At 58.3% G+C, this 13,898-nt stretch carries 16 protein-coding genes; 11 read left to right on the forward strand and 5 right to left on the reverse strand.

The features are described 5' to 3' along the window. Window position 1 precedes the first annotated feature (1 nt). On the forward strand, window positions 2-2,572 hold the full coding sequence (locus QVF59_RS03125) for a [protein-PII] uridylyltransferase (protein ID WP_287877323.1): 2,571 nt from the start codon (window positions 2-4) through the stop codon (window positions 2,570-2,572). Window positions 2,573-2,660: 88 nt separating this feature from the next. Continuing rightward, a complete protein-coding gene (locus QVF59_RS03130) occupies window positions 2,661-3,125 on the forward strand; it encodes a MaoC family dehydratase (RefSeq protein ID WP_287877325.1) in 465 nt (154 codons plus the stop codon). Window positions 3,126-3,182: 57 nt separating this feature from the next. Here the strand turns inward: QVF59_RS03130 and QVF59_RS03135 are convergent, their stop codons facing one another. From QVF59_RS03135 to QVF59_RS03145, 3 genes are all read right to left on the reverse strand, one after another. Beyond that, window positions 3,183-4,790: a methyl-accepting chemotaxis protein gene (locus QVF59_RS03135; RefSeq protein WP_159875884.1), complete on the reverse strand. Its 1,608-nt coding sequence runs from the start codon at window positions 4,788-4,790 to the stop codon at window positions 3,183-3,185. A gap of 176 nt (window positions 4,791-4,966) precedes the next feature. Then, complete coding sequence (locus QVF59_RS03140) at window positions 4,967-5,917, reverse strand: GMP reductase (protein WP_287877326.1); 951 nt, start codon at window positions 5,915-5,917, stop codon at window positions 4,967-4,969. A gap of 181 nt (window positions 5,918-6,098) precedes the next feature. Further along, window positions 6,099-6,749, reverse strand: coding sequence for a nucleotide-binding protein (locus QVF59_RS03145; protein WP_159875880.1), 651 nt, complete (start codon window positions 6,747-6,749; stop codon window positions 6,099-6,101). A gap of 104 nt (window positions 6,750-6,853) precedes the next feature. Between QVF59_RS03145 and QVF59_RS03150 the strand changes: the two genes are divergently transcribed. Continuing rightward, window positions 6,854-7,513: an HAD family hydrolase gene (locus tag QVF59_RS03150; RefSeq protein ID WP_287877329.1), complete on the forward strand. Its 660-nt coding sequence runs from the start codon at window positions 6,854-6,856 to the stop codon at window positions 7,511-7,513. Window positions 7,514-7,582: 69 nt separating this feature from the next. On the opposite strand, the gene QVF59_RS03155 is transcribed toward QVF59_RS03150, so the two are convergent. Further along, on the reverse strand, window positions 7,583-8,512 hold the full coding sequence (locus QVF59_RS03155; protein WP_159875876.1) for an exopolyphosphatase: 930 nt from the start codon (window positions 8,510-8,512) through the stop codon (window positions 7,583-7,585). Between the two features lie 78 nt (window positions 8,513-8,590). Beyond that, a complete protein-coding gene (locus tag QVF59_RS03160) occupies window positions 8,591-9,181 on the reverse strand; it encodes an IMPACT family protein (RefSeq protein ID WP_287877330.1) in 591 nt (196 codons plus the stop codon). 40 nt (window positions 9,182-9,221) lie between these two features. Here QVF59_RS03160 and QVF59_RS03165 point away from each other — a divergent pair, with 40 nt between their 5' ends. The 8 genes from QVF59_RS03165 (at window position 9,222) to QVF59_RS03200 (ending at window position 13,655) form a co-directional block, all read left to right on the forward strand. After that, window positions 9,222-9,413 (forward strand): hypothetical protein, encoded by a 192-nt coding sequence (locus QVF59_RS03165; RefSeq protein ID WP_287877331.1) that lies wholly within the window; start codon window positions 9,222-9,224, stop codon window positions 9,411-9,413. A 79-nt stretch (window positions 9,414-9,492) separates the two neighbouring features. Then, window positions 9,493-9,921 carry an NfeD family protein gene (locus QVF59_RS03170; protein ID WP_159875872.1) on the forward strand — a complete coding sequence of 143 codons (429 nt, stop codon included), beginning with the start codon at window positions 9,493-9,495 and terminating at the stop codon, window positions 9,919-9,921. Between the two features lie 2 nt (window positions 9,922-9,923). After that, window positions 9,924-10,865: an SPFH domain-containing protein gene (locus QVF59_RS03175; protein WP_287877333.1), complete on the forward strand. Its 942-nt coding sequence runs from the start codon at window positions 9,924-9,926 to the stop codon at window positions 10,863-10,865. A 68-nt stretch (window positions 10,866-10,933) separates the two neighbouring features. Beyond that, the gene (locus tag QVF59_RS03180) at window positions 10,934-11,467 is read left to right on the forward strand and encodes a septation protein A (RefSeq protein ID WP_159875868.1); all 534 of its coding nucleotides are present in this window, start codon (window positions 10,934-10,936) and stop codon (window positions 11,465-11,467) included. Beyond that, window positions 11,467-11,769 carry a YciI family protein gene (locus tag QVF59_RS03185; protein ID WP_159875866.1) on the forward strand — a complete coding sequence of 101 codons (303 nt, stop codon included), beginning with the start codon at window positions 11,467-11,469 and terminating at the stop codon, window positions 11,767-11,769. Before QVF59_RS03180 ends, QVF59_RS03185 begins: the two co-directional genes overlap by 1 nt. Then, complete coding sequence (locus QVF59_RS03190) at window positions 11,766-12,032, forward strand: BolA family protein (protein ID WP_159875864.1); 267 nt, start codon at window positions 11,766-11,768, stop codon at window positions 12,030-12,032. The genes QVF59_RS03185 and QVF59_RS03190 overlap by 4 nt, the downstream gene beginning before the upstream one ends. An 18-nt stretch (window positions 12,033-12,050) precedes the next feature. Next, window positions 12,051-12,839 (forward strand): peptidylprolyl isomerase, encoded by a 789-nt coding sequence (locus QVF59_RS03195; RefSeq protein ID WP_159875862.1) that lies wholly within the window; start codon window positions 12,051-12,053, stop codon window positions 12,837-12,839. Window positions 12,840-12,872: 33 nt separating this feature from the next. Next, window positions 12,873-13,655, forward strand: coding sequence for a peptidylprolyl isomerase (locus tag QVF59_RS03200; protein ID WP_159875860.1), 783 nt, complete (start codon window positions 12,873-12,875; stop codon window positions 13,653-13,655). Window positions 13,656-13,898: the final 243 nt, after the last annotated feature.

Here is a 13,898-nt window from a genome sequence, read left to right on the forward strand (position 1 = left end):
CATGGACCAACACGCTAGCGACCCGACTCAAGACCTACGCAAACAGCTGGCCAGCCAGCGCCAGCAACTGCTTGAACAATATCGGGTCGGGCGTGACCCGCAGCACTACCTGAGCCAGCACAGTCTGTTGGTGGACAACGTACTGCAGCAATTGTGGCAGCAGGCCGGCATGGACGAGACTGCCACCCTGATTGCAGTTGGTGGCTATGGCCGTGGCCAGCTGTTTCCCAGTTCCGACATCGATGTGCTGGTGCTGTTGCCCAGCCCCACTCCGGCAGATTTGCCGGAACGCGTTGCCGCACTCATCGGCCGCATGTGGGATATCGGCCTGGAAGTGGGTCACAGTGTACGTACCACAGACGAGTGCCTGCAGGAGGCGGCAGGTGACATCACCATTGAAACCAACCTGCTGGAAAACCGTCTGGTAGCCGGTGCTGCCGCACCCTACCACCAACTGATCAGCCAGCTGGATTGCCAGCGCGATCCGCTCGCCTTCTTTGAAGGCAAGACGCTGGAACAACAGCAACGCCACAACCGACATTTTGGGGTTACCAACAATCTGGAACCCAATATCAAGGAAAGCCCCGGCGGCCTGCGCGATCTGCACACCATTTTGTGGATCAGCAAGGCCATTGGCCTGGGGGAAAACTGGAGTGATCTGGTACGGCGCGGCATCCTCACCCCGGCGGAAGCCAGGCTGATTCACCACAGCGACCGTCAGTTGCAGCGCCTGCGCATCGACCTGCACATCCTGGCACGCCGCCGCGAAGACCGGCTGATCTTCGATCTGCAGCAAAGCATGGGACTGGCCTTCGGCCTGCAGGACACCCCGGCCAAACGCGCCAGCGAGCAGGTAATGCAGCTGTATTTCCGCGCGGCCAAAACTGTCAGCCAGCTCAATGGCATCCTGCTGCCCAATCTACGCGCCCGGCTGTACTCGCAAGTGCCGCGCATCACGCAAAACCTGAACGAGCGCTTTTACTCGGTCAACGGCATGCTCGGCATTCGCCGCCCCGATGTATTTGAAAAAGAGCCTTCCGCCATTCTGGAAGCCTTCCTGATGCTGCAGCGCAATCCGGAACTCACCGGCTTTGCCCCGCGTATGCTGCGCGCCCTGTGGCATGGCCGCAGCCATATCAACGACCGCTTCCGCAAGAACCCGGAAAACCGCCGCCTGTTCATGCAGATGCTGCGCGAACCCGGCCTCACCCGCTGCCTGCGCCGCATGAACCTGTACGGCGTGCTGGGCCGTTATCTGCCGGGCTTTGGCCGCATCGTCGGCCAGATGCAGCACGACCTGTTCCATGTCTACACCGTGGACGAACACATCCTGATGGTGGTACGCAACCTGCGCCGCTTTGCCATCAGCGCCTTCAATCACGAATACCCCTTCCTGTCCCGCCTGATCAATGATTTCGAACGGCCGGAAGTGCTGTATGTGGCCGGCCTGTTTCATGACATTGCCAAGGGCCGTGGCGGTGACCACTCCACGCTGGGTATGGTGGACGCACGTGAATTCTGCGAACAGCACGAGCTGTCCGCCGAGGACACCGAACTGGTGGTCTGGCTGGTGGGCCAGCATCTCACCATGTCCAGCATCGCGCAGAAGCAGGACATTTACGATCCGGACGTGATCCAGCGCTTTGCCGAGCTGACGCAAACCCCGCGCCGGCTGGCGGCGCTATACCTGCTGTCGGTGGCCGACATTCGCGGCACCAGCCCCAAGGTATGGAATGCCTGGAAAGCCAAGCTACTGGAAGACCTGTACAACGCCACGCTGCGGGTATTGTTGCGCGGCGGCGAGGTGGACCTGAACTCGGAACTGGAAGAACGCAAGACCCAGGCCCTCAGCCTGCTGCGCCTGTATGCCGTACCTGCAGGGGTGGAACAGAAACTGTGGTCGCAGCTGGACATGCTGTACTTCCTGCGCCACGAGGCCAAGGAAATTGCCTGGCACGCCCGCATCCTCAACCGTTTCGTCAATATTGAAACCCCGATGGTGCGCGCCCGCCTGTCGGACGACCACGAGGGCATCCAGGTACTGGTGTACACCCCGGACAAGCCGGAACTGTTTGCCCGCACCTGTGCCTTTTTTGGCCGCACCAATTACAGCATTGCCGACGCCAAGGTCTATACCACGCGCCACGGCTATGCGCTGGATACCTTCCATGTCTTCATTCCCGAGCATCACGACGGGGATTATCGCGACATGATCAATTTCATCGAATTTGAACTGGCTGAATGCCTGCGGCTGGAAACCCCGCCGCCGCCGCCGGCCAATGGCCGCATCAGCCGTCACCTGAAGCACTTCCCGATTGCGCCGCAAGTACTGATCCGTCCGGATGACAAGGAAAACTTCTACGTGCTGTCCATCGTGACCGGTGACCGACCCGGCCTGCTGGCACGCATTGCCAAGGTGCTGGCCGATTACCGCCTGAGCGTGCAATCGGCCAAGATCATGACGCTGGGTAGCCGCGCCGAGGACTCCTTCCTGATCAGCGGCCCCGGCCTGAAGGATGACAAGATGGTACTGGCCCTGGAAAGCGACCTGATCGCCGCCCTGCGCATCTGAGTGCCACCCTTGCCCGACCGGGCAAGGGCTTTGACCTGCCGGGCGGGGCATCGTATGCTGGACAGCCCAACTTACGTTTACGTCAGCCATGCTCTACTACGAAGACCTGACCACCGGCCGCCGCTTTCAAACCGCCAGCCATACCCTGAGCGAAGACGAAATCATTGCCTTTGCCAGCCAGTTTGACCCGCAGCCCTTCCATACCGACCCGCAGGCAGCCAAGACCAGTGTCTTTGACGGTCTGGCGGCTTCCGGCTGGCACACCAGCAGCCTCACCATGCGCCTGATCACAGCCAGCGAGCTGAAGGACGTGGCCAATGGGCTGATCGGCATGGGCATCCGTGACATGCGCTGGCCACGCCCCACCCGTGCTGGCGATACCCTGCGTGCGGAAGTCGAAGTGCTGGGACAAAAGCCTTCCACCAGCCAGCCCGGTTTTGGCGTGGTGCAGTTGCGCTGGACGACCTTGAATCAGCATGACGACATTGCCATGCAACTGGAGACTTCCATCTGGGTAGCCCGTCGCCCGGTGACCACAACAGAGCCAGCATGAAAAAAGCCTGCCCCGAGTGACCGTGGGCAGGCTGTTGCATGGGTAATGCTCAGTACGTCAGCGCTTCTGCCATTTGCTGAAATCTTCGGTCAGCTGTGCCAGATCCACCGAAGTTTCGGCCAGACGACCAGCACTCTCGCCGATGGAATGCGTGGTGTTAAGATCCTGCTCGGACAAGGCATTCAGCTGCTCAAGTGCAGCAGCCATCACATTGATGGAGTCGGATTTGCTGCTCATTTCCCGCGCCAGTTGCTGTGCCTGCTGGCTGGACTGCTCGGCGGCCTCGATCAGCCCCTGCAAATTGCCGGACGACAGGCGAATCTGGCCATTGACCTCACCAACCTCTTCCACCGTAGCATCCATGCTGCTGACAGCGGAGTGAGTGATCTTGCCGATCTCCTCGACAATCTCGCCAATCGAATCCGTGGTTTTGGTGGTGCGCTCGGCCAGCTTGCGTACCTCATCGGCCACTACGGCGAAACCACGCCCCATCTCACCGGCACGCGCGGCTTCGATTGCAGCATTCAGGGCCAGCAGATTGGTCTGGTCGGCAATCTCGCGGATCAGGCTGGTCATGCTGCGGATGCGGATCATCGCCTCATCCAGCTCCACCATGGCGCCTCGCGATTGTGATACCACGCCCACCGCACGCTCGGCGGCAGAGGTAGCTGCGTCCATGGTCTGGCGGCCTTCGCGCGCTACTTGCTGGGTATGACGCGAATCCTGCTGGTTATGCTCGGCCAACCGCACCACATCCTGTACCGCCAGGCTGAGCGACTCCATATTGTGGCTGATCTGGTTCAGGCCCTGGCGCTGCTGTACCGATCGCGCAGCCAGTACATGCATATCATCCAGCAAGCCATGAGCCTGTTCCTTGGTATGAAAACTGGCCCGCATCACATCGGCAATGGTGGCGCGGTAATGAATACGCAAGGCCTCCAGCGAAGATAGCACCTTACCCAGCAGGCCACCTTCATGTGCCATGGTGGCATGATCCAGCCGCCCTTCCTGCAAGTCCTGGAAGCGCCCATCCAGCACCATGAGTGCCGATCTTACCCGCAGCCACGCCCAGGTGCCGGCCCCCAGGGCCAGCAGACAGCCGGCCATGCCGCCGACCACGCGCAGCCATTGCAATGAATCCGGCAAAAAGAACGACACCATGGTCACCAGCAGCCCCAGTACAAACAGGAGGGGTGCCACTTTCAGTACATCGGACTGCCGCGCATAACGCTGCAGGGTGGATGGCAGGCTGGCCTGCTTGTCCATCACTTGCCGGTACAAGGCGGCAGCGGCTTCCACATCCTGCCGCTTGGGTTGGGAACGTACCGACATATAGCCCACAATGCGCCCATGTTCGGTAATAGGGGTAACGTAAGCCTCCACCCAATAGAAATCGCCATTCTTGGCCCGGTTCTTGACAATGCCCCGCCAGGGTTTGCCGGTTTTTACCGTGTCCCACAAGTCGGCAAAGGCAGATGGCGGCATGTCGGGGTGACGCACGACATTGTGGTTCTTGCCCAGCAGTTCGGCCTCACTAAAGCCGCTGATTTCAATGAAAGCGCGATTGGCATAGGTAATGCTGCCTTTCACATCGGTCTTGGTAACGATGGGATTGACAGGGTCGACAATCAACTCGTTGGCGGTAACAGGCAGATTGATCTTCATTTGATGTGAGTTCTTTTGTTAGTTTTAATTATTTAAAACAATTTATTTAATATTAACATTCTAACAATAAAGTCCATGACTCAGAATAAGAAAACTGCACCTCATTACCAGCCTGATACGTAAAAAAACCCGCACAAGGCGGGCTGTTTGCTGTACTGCAGGCGAATGAACCGGTTTCAGCGGGACACCTGGATCATCTCCACCGATTTCAGTGCAGCCAGATCTCGACCACCGGCATAGCTGACCGAGGACTGCAGGTCTTCCTTCAGTTCACGCAGCAGTTTGCCGATGCTGCCCTTGTATTCCACCAGGATTTTCTTGCCTTCCACATTGACATAAGCCCCCTTGTTGAACTGCGAGGCACTGCCAAAGTATTCCTTGTAATGCTTGCCGCTGATCTCGACAATTTCGCCGGCAGATTCGTCATAACCGGCAAACAGCGAACCGGCCATGATCATGCTGGCACCACAGGCCAGCGCCTTGGCCATGTCGCCATGCTCCACGATGCCGCCATCCGCAATCACCGGCACGCTGACTGCCGACACACAATCGCGCACGGTGGAAATCATCGGACGATGAAAACCGGTCTTGTTCTTGGTAATGCACACCCGGCCACCGGCAATACCGGCCTTGATGGCGTCACACCCCCAACTTTCCAGATCACGGGCGGCCTCGGCGGTGGCAATATTGCCGCCAATCAGGAAGCTGCCCGGAAAGGTAGCCTTGATATGTTTGATCATGCGCTCAGCCTTGACACACCAGGCATTGGCCACGTCCAGCGTGATGTACTCTGGCGTCAGCCCGGCAGCTTTCAGCTCGGCCAGCTGTTGCAGGGTGTCGTCATTGACGCCGACACTGATGGAGGCAAACAGACCCTTTTCCTGCATGGCCGCGGTAAAGCGGCAGGCATCCACATTGAAACGATGCATGGTGTAAAACCAGCCCAGACGGGCAAAGGCTTCGCAAGTTTCTTCATCCACCACCGACTTCATATTGGAGGGATAGATGGGCATGTCAAAACAGCGTGGCCCGAATTGAACCGAGGTATCGCATTCCTTGCGGCTGTCGACAATGGTTTTTCTCGGGACGAGGTACACGTCGCCATAGTTCAGTTCGGTAGTCATCATGCAAGTATTCCCTTCAGGCTGTAGACGATAAAAATGCAGGGGCCCCAATAAAAAGCGGGAGCCACATGGGCTCCCGCTTACGGATTCTCCTGCGCCGCCATCCTTTGGCTCGCACGCAATTACCGGTCGAATCTACGCCCGCAATATCTTCACGTCAAGCATTTATTTATTCACATGAAGATTATTTATCAAACCAGCACGCATCATCCGCCTCGCCCAACCAGCGCAAAATGGGCTTCCAGGCAGCTCTGTCTTTCTGGGTGCGGGATTCGGGCAGATCAAACAGCGTCATGCCGGATGCTGCCGCCTGCACGTACAGCTGGGTATCACGCAGCCAGCTGAGCACCGGTACATCGTGATCGGCCAAAAAGCGCTCCAACTCTTTGGCCGAGCGGGTGCGCGGATCGACCCGCATCCCCACCACCGCCATGAACACCTTGTTCTTGCGAATGGCTTTTTCCGCCAGCAACTGCTCGAAAAACTCGCCGCTGGCCCACATATCGAAAGGGGAAGGTTGAATCGGTATCAGAATGCGCTCGACACGGGAAACCAGCGTCGCCATTTTCTTGCCATGCAGGCCAGCACCGCTGTCCAGGATCACCATTTCGGTACCCTTGGGCGGTTTAGCCGGCTCACCGACAGCCACTTCCCATCCCTGGATAGCAGGCAGACTGGAGGAACGCTCTTGCAACCAGCGCAGTGAAGACTGCTGGCGATCCACGTCGCCCAGCATGACCTTGCGGCCGGAACTGGCAAAGTAGCCAGCCAGATTGGTGGCTAGAGTGGATTTTCCACTCCCGCCCTTGGGATTCGCTACCAGCACAGACTGCACACAGACCCCCGATTGCTTGGTGATCGGACCACTATACCAGAGTCATTACCCTTGCAGGCAGCCGCCTGCCGCATTAGGCTGACACGCCGGAGGAAAGCAAACCAATGAAACCAAGCATGCAAGCCATCCTGTTCGACATGGATGGGCTGATGATAGACACCGAGAGCATCAGCGGCCAATCCTGGCTGCGCGCCGCAGCCGAGGTGGGCGTGGAGATTCCCGAAGCGGTGATCCTGGGCATGGTGGGCCTGTCGGTCACCAAAAGCCTGGACTATGTTGCCCAGCACTTTCAGGACCGCACCCTGGCGGAAACACTCAGCCAGCATTGCCGTCGTCATTATCGCGAACTGCTGACCCATGGCGAGCTGAAGCTCAAGGACGGCATTATCGAAGTGCTGGACTGGGTAGAAAGCCGGGAGCTGCCGCGCGCCGTGGCCACCTCCACCCAGCGCCAGATGTGTGACCTGAAACTCAATCGTACCGGCCTTGGACGTTACTTCCAGCACACGGTGGCCGGGGATGAAGTGGCCAATACCAAGCCGGCACCGGACGTCTACCTGGCCGCCGCAGCCCGGCTAGACATCCAGCCTGCAGATTGCATCGTGCTGGAGGATTCGCTGACCGGCATGCAGGCCGGGCTGGCCGCCGGCATGCGGGTGATCCTGGTTCCCGACATGGTGAAACCACAAGCCCATCAGACCACAGAGGCGCTGGCGGTATGTGACGATCTGCACCAAGCACTGCTATTACTCAAGACGCTGTAACACCGGTATTGCCAGCGGGCAGACAGTAAAAAAGCCGCCAGTCTGGCGGCCTTTTTCATGGCATCACCATCACGCCTGTGCCCGTATGCGCGAAATCAGCTCGTCGCGAATGTCTTCGTACTGATCGACGCTTACCTGGCAAGTACCAGCCGCCTCATGGCCACCACCACCGTATTGCAGCATCAGCGCCCCCACATTGGTGCGGCAGCCGCGATCGATAATGGACTTGCCGGTGGCAAACACGATGTTCTGCTTGTTCAGGCCCCACATCATGTGGATAGAGATATTGCACTCCGGGTACATCGCATACACCAGGAAGCGGTTTGCCGGATAGATGGTTTCTTCCAGCAGCAGGTTGAGTAATACCAGATTGCCATGCACCTTGGCACAGCGTTCGATCTGCTCGCGTGCCTGATCCTGATACTGCATGTACAGGTCCACCCGCTCTTTCACATCGGGCAAGGCCAGGATTTCTTCGATGCTGTGATCCCGGCAATAGCCGATCAGGTCCATCATCAACTGGTAATTGCTGACGGTGAAATTGCGGAATCGCCCCAGCCCGGTACGGGCATCCATCAGGTAATTGAGCAGCACCCAGCCACTGGGGTTGAGGATTTCATCGCGGCTGAACTGGGCGGAGTCGGCCTTGTCGACCGCCTCCATCATCTCGTCGCTGATGCGGGGAAAAGCCTGTTTGCCACCAAAGTGGTCATATACCACGCGGGCAGCAGATGGTGCGGCCGGATCGATGATGTGGTTGGCGTGCTGGCCGTTGCGCAGGGTTTCAGACAGATGGTGGTCGAACGCCAGGTAGGCACCCGGCACATACGGCAGGTTGGTGGTGATATCACGCTCGGTAATTTCGATCTTACCGTCCTGCATGTCCTTGGGGTGAACGAACTTGATGTCGTTTACCATGCCAAGCTCGTTCAACAGGACAGCACACACCAGGCCATCAAAATCACTACGCGTCACCAGACGGTATTGCTGCTGCGACATTCATTTCTCCCCGTAAACAAGATTCCGTTCCGCCAGATCCTGCGATTATCCGCCACATCCTGCACCAGGACGGCAGGCTTAATTCTCATGCGTCATGAAATATACCTCACCGGCCAGCAGATCATGCAAGCGCATTTGCAAGGCCTTGCACTCTAAGGCAGGCAGACTCAAGGTCAACTCCACCTGCTCGGCATAACTGGCCTCACTCACCGCAATCTGCAAAGCATCACAGTGTCGACGAAAACGTGACTCGTCGGCAAAGGCAATACGGGCGCGGCACTGCGTCATCACAACCACCGGCACCAACTGCGCCAGCAGCAGTGCCTCGTTCAGCGCCTGGGTGTAGGCCCGCACCAGCCCGCCAGCACCCAGTTTTATCCCGCCAAAATAGCGCACCACCACCGCCAGCACATTGTGCAATTCCTTGTGCATCAGCACGTTATACATGGGGCGGGCGGCTGTACCAGAGGGCTCGCCATCGTCGTCCAGCATGGAGTCGCCGCTAACTAGCAGCACCGCGCAGTAATGGCGGGCGTCCGGGTAGCGGGCGCGCAGATCGGCCAGGTGCTGCATGGCCTGTTCGCGCCGCTCAACGGGGTAGACGTAGGCTAGAAAACGGCTCTTTTTGATGTCGATTTCTGCAGCAACAGGGGCTGCCAATTGAAACATTTATACCTGCCCTGAAGTCTTAGTTAACAGTATTGCCTGCATGGTAACGCGCTTTGCTGCCGGCGTACGCCGTGATCCTGATTTCTGGCCAGGAGACTACATCATGACCCTGTTGCTGATTTCCCTGACATTGCTGGCAGAAGCGCTGTGGCTGGCATTGGACAAGTTCTGGCTTGATCCAGCGCAAGCTGCTGTACTGCTGACTACACTTCCCGACCGGGATCACTGCTAAAAGCAGTTGTCAGCGGTCGGTTTCGGCATGAGAATGCCTAATCTTTCGTCATGAAAGCTGTTTAACCTTGACTCATACCATGTGGTTGATCGCTGCCTTGCTGGCGCTGGTGACTGAATTCATGACCGGCACTTTTTACCTGCTGATGCTGGCATTGGCACTGGCAGTAGGTGGTGTTGCCAGCTTGCTGGGGGCAGACGAAGCCACCAGCTGGTGGCTGGCCAGCCTGAGCGGCATTGCCGGAGTAACCGGTGTTGCCCGCTGGCGTAGCCGCCGGGCCGCCGGCAACGGTGACACCGCCCGCAATGATAACGATCCGGACATCGGCCAGCCGGTGCGCATCATCGCCTTGCAGGACGAGGGCATGGCCCGTGTCCACTATCGCGGTACCGAGTGGCAGGCCCGTCTTGCCGGCCACGGTCCCTGGCATGTCGGGGAAACAGCCCATATCACTGGCCGCGACGGAAACGTGCTACTACTTTCTTCCACCCATACGGAAACAAGATAACCATGGAATTCGTCATCGTCCTGTTCATTGCCGTGATGGTGTTCATCATCAAGGCGGTCAAGGTGGTTCCGCAGCAGCATGCCTACATTGTCGAGCGCTTGGGCCGCTATCACGCCACGCTGACGCCGGGCCTGAACATCCTGATTCCCTTTGTCGACCGCCTCGCATACAAGCACAGCCTGAAGGAAGTACCGCTGGATGTACCCAGCCAGATCTGCATCACCCGCGACAACACCCAGCTGAAGGTGGACGGCATTCTGTACTTCCAGGTAACCGACCCGCAGCGTGCTTCCTATGGCACCAGCGACTACCTGCTGGCCATCACCCAGCTGTCGCAAACCACCCTGCGCTCGGTCATCGGCAAGATGGAGCTGGACAAGACCTTCGAAGAGCGTGATGAAATCAACCAGATCGTGGTGGCCTCGCTGGATGAAGCCGCCATCAACTGGGGCGTGAAGGTGCTGCGCTATGAAATCAAGGACCTGGTTCCACCACAGGACATCTTGCATTCCATGCAGGCGCAGATTACCGCCGAGCGCGAAAAGCGTGCCCGCATCGCCCAGTCCGAAGGGGTGAAGATGGAACAGATCAATCTGGCCAACGGTGCGCGTGAAGCGGCCATCCAGAAATCGCAGGGCGAAATGCAGGCCACCATCAACAACTCGGAAGGTAACAAACAGGCTGCCATCAACAAGGCCCAGGGCGAAGCCGAGGCGCTGCGCCTGGTGGCTGATGCCACCGCCGATGCCGTGCGCCGTGTGGCCGAGGCAGTAAAAGTGGATGGCGGTATCGAGGCAGTTAACCTGAAAGTGGCCGAGCAATACGTCGCTGCCTTTGCCCAGTTAGCCAAGCAGAACAATACCGTCATCCTGCCGGCCAATGTAGCCGATGTCAGTTCCCTGGTTGCCACCGCGCTCAGCGTGGTCAAGCAAAGCAATCGTTAACACTTACGTCATGACAGCAGCCTTGTCCTGTCTTGTATAACAGGCAGGCTGCCCCCATAATCAGCCGCATGAAATTCTTATCCGACTTCCTTCCGGTAGCCCTGTTCTTCGGCAGTTACCTGATCACCCACGACATGTTCCTGGCCACCAAGGTTCTGGTGGCGGCTACTGCCCTGCTGTTTGCCTGGACCTGGTTCAAGCACCGCAAGGTGGACGCCATGCAATGGATCAACCTGGTCCTCAGCGTGGTACTGGGTGCGGCTACCGTGATTTCGCACAATGACCTGTTCATCATCTGGAAATTCACTGTGCTGTACTGGTTGATGGCCATTGCGCTGCTGGTCAGCGACCTGATGGGCAAGAACGGCCTGAAACTGCTGATGGGAGAGCAAATCCAGCTGCCACTCCTCATCTGGCGCAAGCTGGCCTATGCCTGGGCACTGTTCTTTGCCTGCATGGGGGCACTCAACCTGTATGTGGCCTTCAATTTCAGTCGCGAAATCTGGCTGAGCTTCAAACTGTTTGGCAGTCTGGGCCTGATGCTGGTATTCGTGGTGGCACAGAGCCTGTTCCTGTCCAAGTACATCGAGGAAAAGAAATAATGCTGTATATCATCAGTGGCCAGGACCACCCCGGCTCCCTGGACAAACGTCTTGCCGCCCGTCCGGAACATCTGGCCCGCCTTTCTGCCCTGCAGGAGCAGGGCCGTCTGCTGCTGGCCGGCCCCTGCCCGGCCATCGACAGCGTGGACCCGGGTAGTGCCGGTTTTACCGGCAGCCTTATCGTGGCCGAATTTGCCAGCCTGGAAGAAGCCCGCAACTGGGCAGATGCCGACCCCTATGTCGCTGCTGGCGTTTACGCAGCGGTGGAGGTGAAGCCCTTCCGCAAGGTATTCCCGGCATGAGCGATACCGTCGCCCTGCTGCAGGCTGCCCTGCAGGCACTGGCACCGGAGCATCTGGAAATCCATGATGACAGTGACGCACATGCCGGCCATGCCGGTGCGCGTTCTGGTGGCGGCCATTTCGATGTCCTGATTGTCTCCAGCCGCTTTGCCGGCCTGAACAGCGTGGCGCGCCACCGTCTGGTGTATGCCACGTTGGGCGATCTGATGAAAACCAGGGTGCATGCGCTGGCCATCCGCGCACTGACACCCGAAGAACTTTGACCCGAGGAAGAATCGCCAATGAAAAAGACCAATATTGCCGCCCTGCTGCTGGCTGCCTCCATCAGCATCCCGGCCATGGCCGAATCCATTGCCATGGTCAATGGCAAGTCCATTGACAAGACCGACCTGGACAATGCAGTTGCCATCGTCGTGCAAAACGGCAACGGCAATGTGCAGGACTCCCCGGCGCTGCGCCAGCAGGTCAAGGACACCCTGATCAACCGTGAAGTCATCCTGCAGGAAGCCCAGAGCCGCAAGCTGGATCAGCAGCCGGCCTTCGTCAAACGCATGGAAGAAGTGCGTCAGGACATGCTGCGCGAAGCGCTGTTTGCCGATCTGCTGAAAAACATGCCGATCAGCGATGCCCAGCTGCAAGAGCGTTACAGCCAGACCCAAAGCAAATTTGCCGGCACCAAAGACGTGCACGCCCGCCAGATTACCGTTGGCAGCGAAGCTGATGCTCTCAAGATCATCGACAGCCTGAAAAAAGGTGCCAAGTTTGAAGACCTGGCCAAGGCGCGCTCGCTGGACCCGGTCGCCAAGCAAAATGGTGGCGACATGGGCTGGGGCAACCTGGCACGCATGGAACCACAACTGGCCGAGCTGCTGAAAGATCTGAAAAAAGGGCAGTACAGCAGCAAGCCAATGCAGACCCGCGTGGGCTGGATCGTGTTCAAGGTAGAAGATATCCGCGATGCCAAACTGCCACCGCTGGCTGAAGTGAAACCGCAAATCGAGCGCCAGCTGCAGGAAGAAGCCATTGCCAAGGCAGTGGACGATCTGCGCAGCAAGGCGAAAATCCAGTAACTCCACACCACAGTAACAACAGGAACCAACATCATGCGCAAGACTTTGCTGGCAAGCGCCCTGCTGGCCGCTCTGAGTACCGCCGCCGTTTTTGCTGCAGGCCCGTCCGTGAATGGCACTGAAATTTCCCCGGCCCGTATTGACGCCGTGGTACAGATGATGGCCGCACAGGGGCAGCCTGCCGATGACAAGACCAAGGACATGGTCAAGGATCAACTGATCACTGCCGAAGTCCTGCGTCAGGAAGCCATCAAGAAAGGCATCGACAAGACTGCCGATTTCAAGGCCGAACTGCAGAACATGGAAGCCATGGCGCTGGCCAACCGTGTGATCAAGGATTTCCAGAAAACCAATCCGGTGACCGACGATCAGCTGAAGGCTGAATACGACAAGCTGGTGGCCTCCGTACCGGAAACCAAGCAATACCACGCCCGCCACATTCTGGTTGGCAGCGAAGCCGAAGCCAAGGCCGTGATCGAAGCACTGCGCAAGGGCAAGGCCTTTGACTTGCTGGCCAAGGAAAAGTCCAAGGACCCGGGCAGCAAGGGCAACGGTGGCGATCTGGGCTGGCAGGAAGCTGGTACTTTCGTACCTGAATTCTCCGACGCCATGGCCAAGCTGAACAAGGGCCAGGTTACCGCCAAGCCGGTAAAAACCCAGTTTGGCTGGCACGTGATCAAGCTGGACGATGTCCGCACCGAGCGCAATGTACCGTCGCTGGATGATGCCCGTCCGCAACTGACCCAGCGCATCATGGGTGGCCGCATCGAGAAATATGTCGGCGACCTGAAAGCCCAGGCTAAGATTCAACAGTAATCACGGCTGCCATTCAGGCACAACAAGGGATGCTGCGGCATCCCTTTTTCTTTGTCTGCGCGCCGGATGATTTGGCACCATGCCCGCCAGCACGCAGGCAACCCACTCCCGCTTCCTGCCCCGCGTCCGTGCAATAACACCAGTGGCGATCTCACCGGGCAAGCTGGCCCGGTGTGCCAATACATTCCCTGCCCTTGCCTTGCCGCCTCACGCCGTCGGGCCTAAGTAAAAACCGCAAAATAC

Origin of the sequence: Aquitalea sp. (genome assembly GCF_030150775.1) — a bacterium.
GTDB classification, from domain to species: Bacteria; Pseudomonadota; Gammaproteobacteria; order Burkholderiales; family Chromobacteriaceae; genus Aquitalea; species Aquitalea denitrificans.

Excerpts from the sequence above, each read along its gene's own strand:
- QVF59_RS03125 (WP_287877323.1), top strand. The coding sequence starts at position 2 with ATGGACCAACACGCTAGCGACCCGACTCAAGACCTACGCAAACAGCTG.
- QVF59_RS03130 (WP_287877325.1), top strand. The coding sequence starts at position 2,661 with ATGCTCTACTACGAAGACCTGACCACCGGCCGCCGCTTTCAAACCGCC.
- QVF59_RS03135 (WP_159875884.1), bottom strand. The coding sequence starts at position 4,790 with ATGAAGATCAATCTGCCTGTTACCGCCAACGAGTTGATTGTCGACCCT.
- QVF59_RS03140 (WP_287877326.1), bottom strand. The coding sequence starts at position 5,917 with ATGATGACTACCGAACTGAACTATGGCGACGTGTACCTCGTCCCGAGA.
- QVF59_RS03150 (WP_287877329.1), top strand. The coding sequence starts at position 6,854 with ATGAAACCAAGCATGCAAGCCATCCTGTTCGACATGGATGGGCTGATG.
- QVF59_RS03155 (WP_159875876.1), bottom strand. The coding sequence starts at position 8,512 with ATGTCGCAGCAGCAATACCGTCTGGTGACGCGTAGTGATTTTGATGGC.
- QVF59_RS03160 (WP_287877330.1), bottom strand. The coding sequence starts at position 9,181 with ATGTTTCAATTGGCAGCCCCTGTTGCTGCAGAAATCGACATCAAAAAG.
- QVF59_RS03165 (WP_287877331.1), top strand. The coding sequence starts at position 9,222 with ATGGTAACGCGCTTTGCTGCCGGCGTACGCCGTGATCCTGATTTCTGG.
- QVF59_RS03170 (WP_159875872.1), top strand. The coding sequence starts at position 9,493 with ATGTGGTTGATCGCTGCCTTGCTGGCGCTGGTGACTGAATTCATGACC.
- QVF59_RS03175 (WP_287877333.1), top strand. The coding sequence starts at position 9,924 with ATGGAATTCGTCATCGTCCTGTTCATTGCCGTGATGGTGTTCATCATC.
- QVF59_RS03180 (WP_159875868.1), top strand. The coding sequence starts at position 10,934 with ATGAAATTCTTATCCGACTTCCTTCCGGTAGCCCTGTTCTTCGGCAGT.
- QVF59_RS03185 (WP_159875866.1), top strand. The coding sequence starts at position 11,467 with ATGCTGTATATCATCAGTGGCCAGGACCACCCCGGCTCCCTGGACAAA.
- QVF59_RS03190 (WP_159875864.1), top strand. The coding sequence starts at position 11,766 with ATGAGCGATACCGTCGCCCTGCTGCAGGCTGCCCTGCAGGCACTGGCA.
- QVF59_RS03195 (WP_159875862.1), top strand. The coding sequence starts at position 12,051 with ATGAAAAAGACCAATATTGCCGCCCTGCTGCTGGCTGCCTCCATCAGC.
- QVF59_RS03200 (WP_159875860.1), top strand. The coding sequence starts at position 12,873 with ATGCGCAAGACTTTGCTGGCAAGCGCCCTGCTGGCCGCTCTGAGTACC.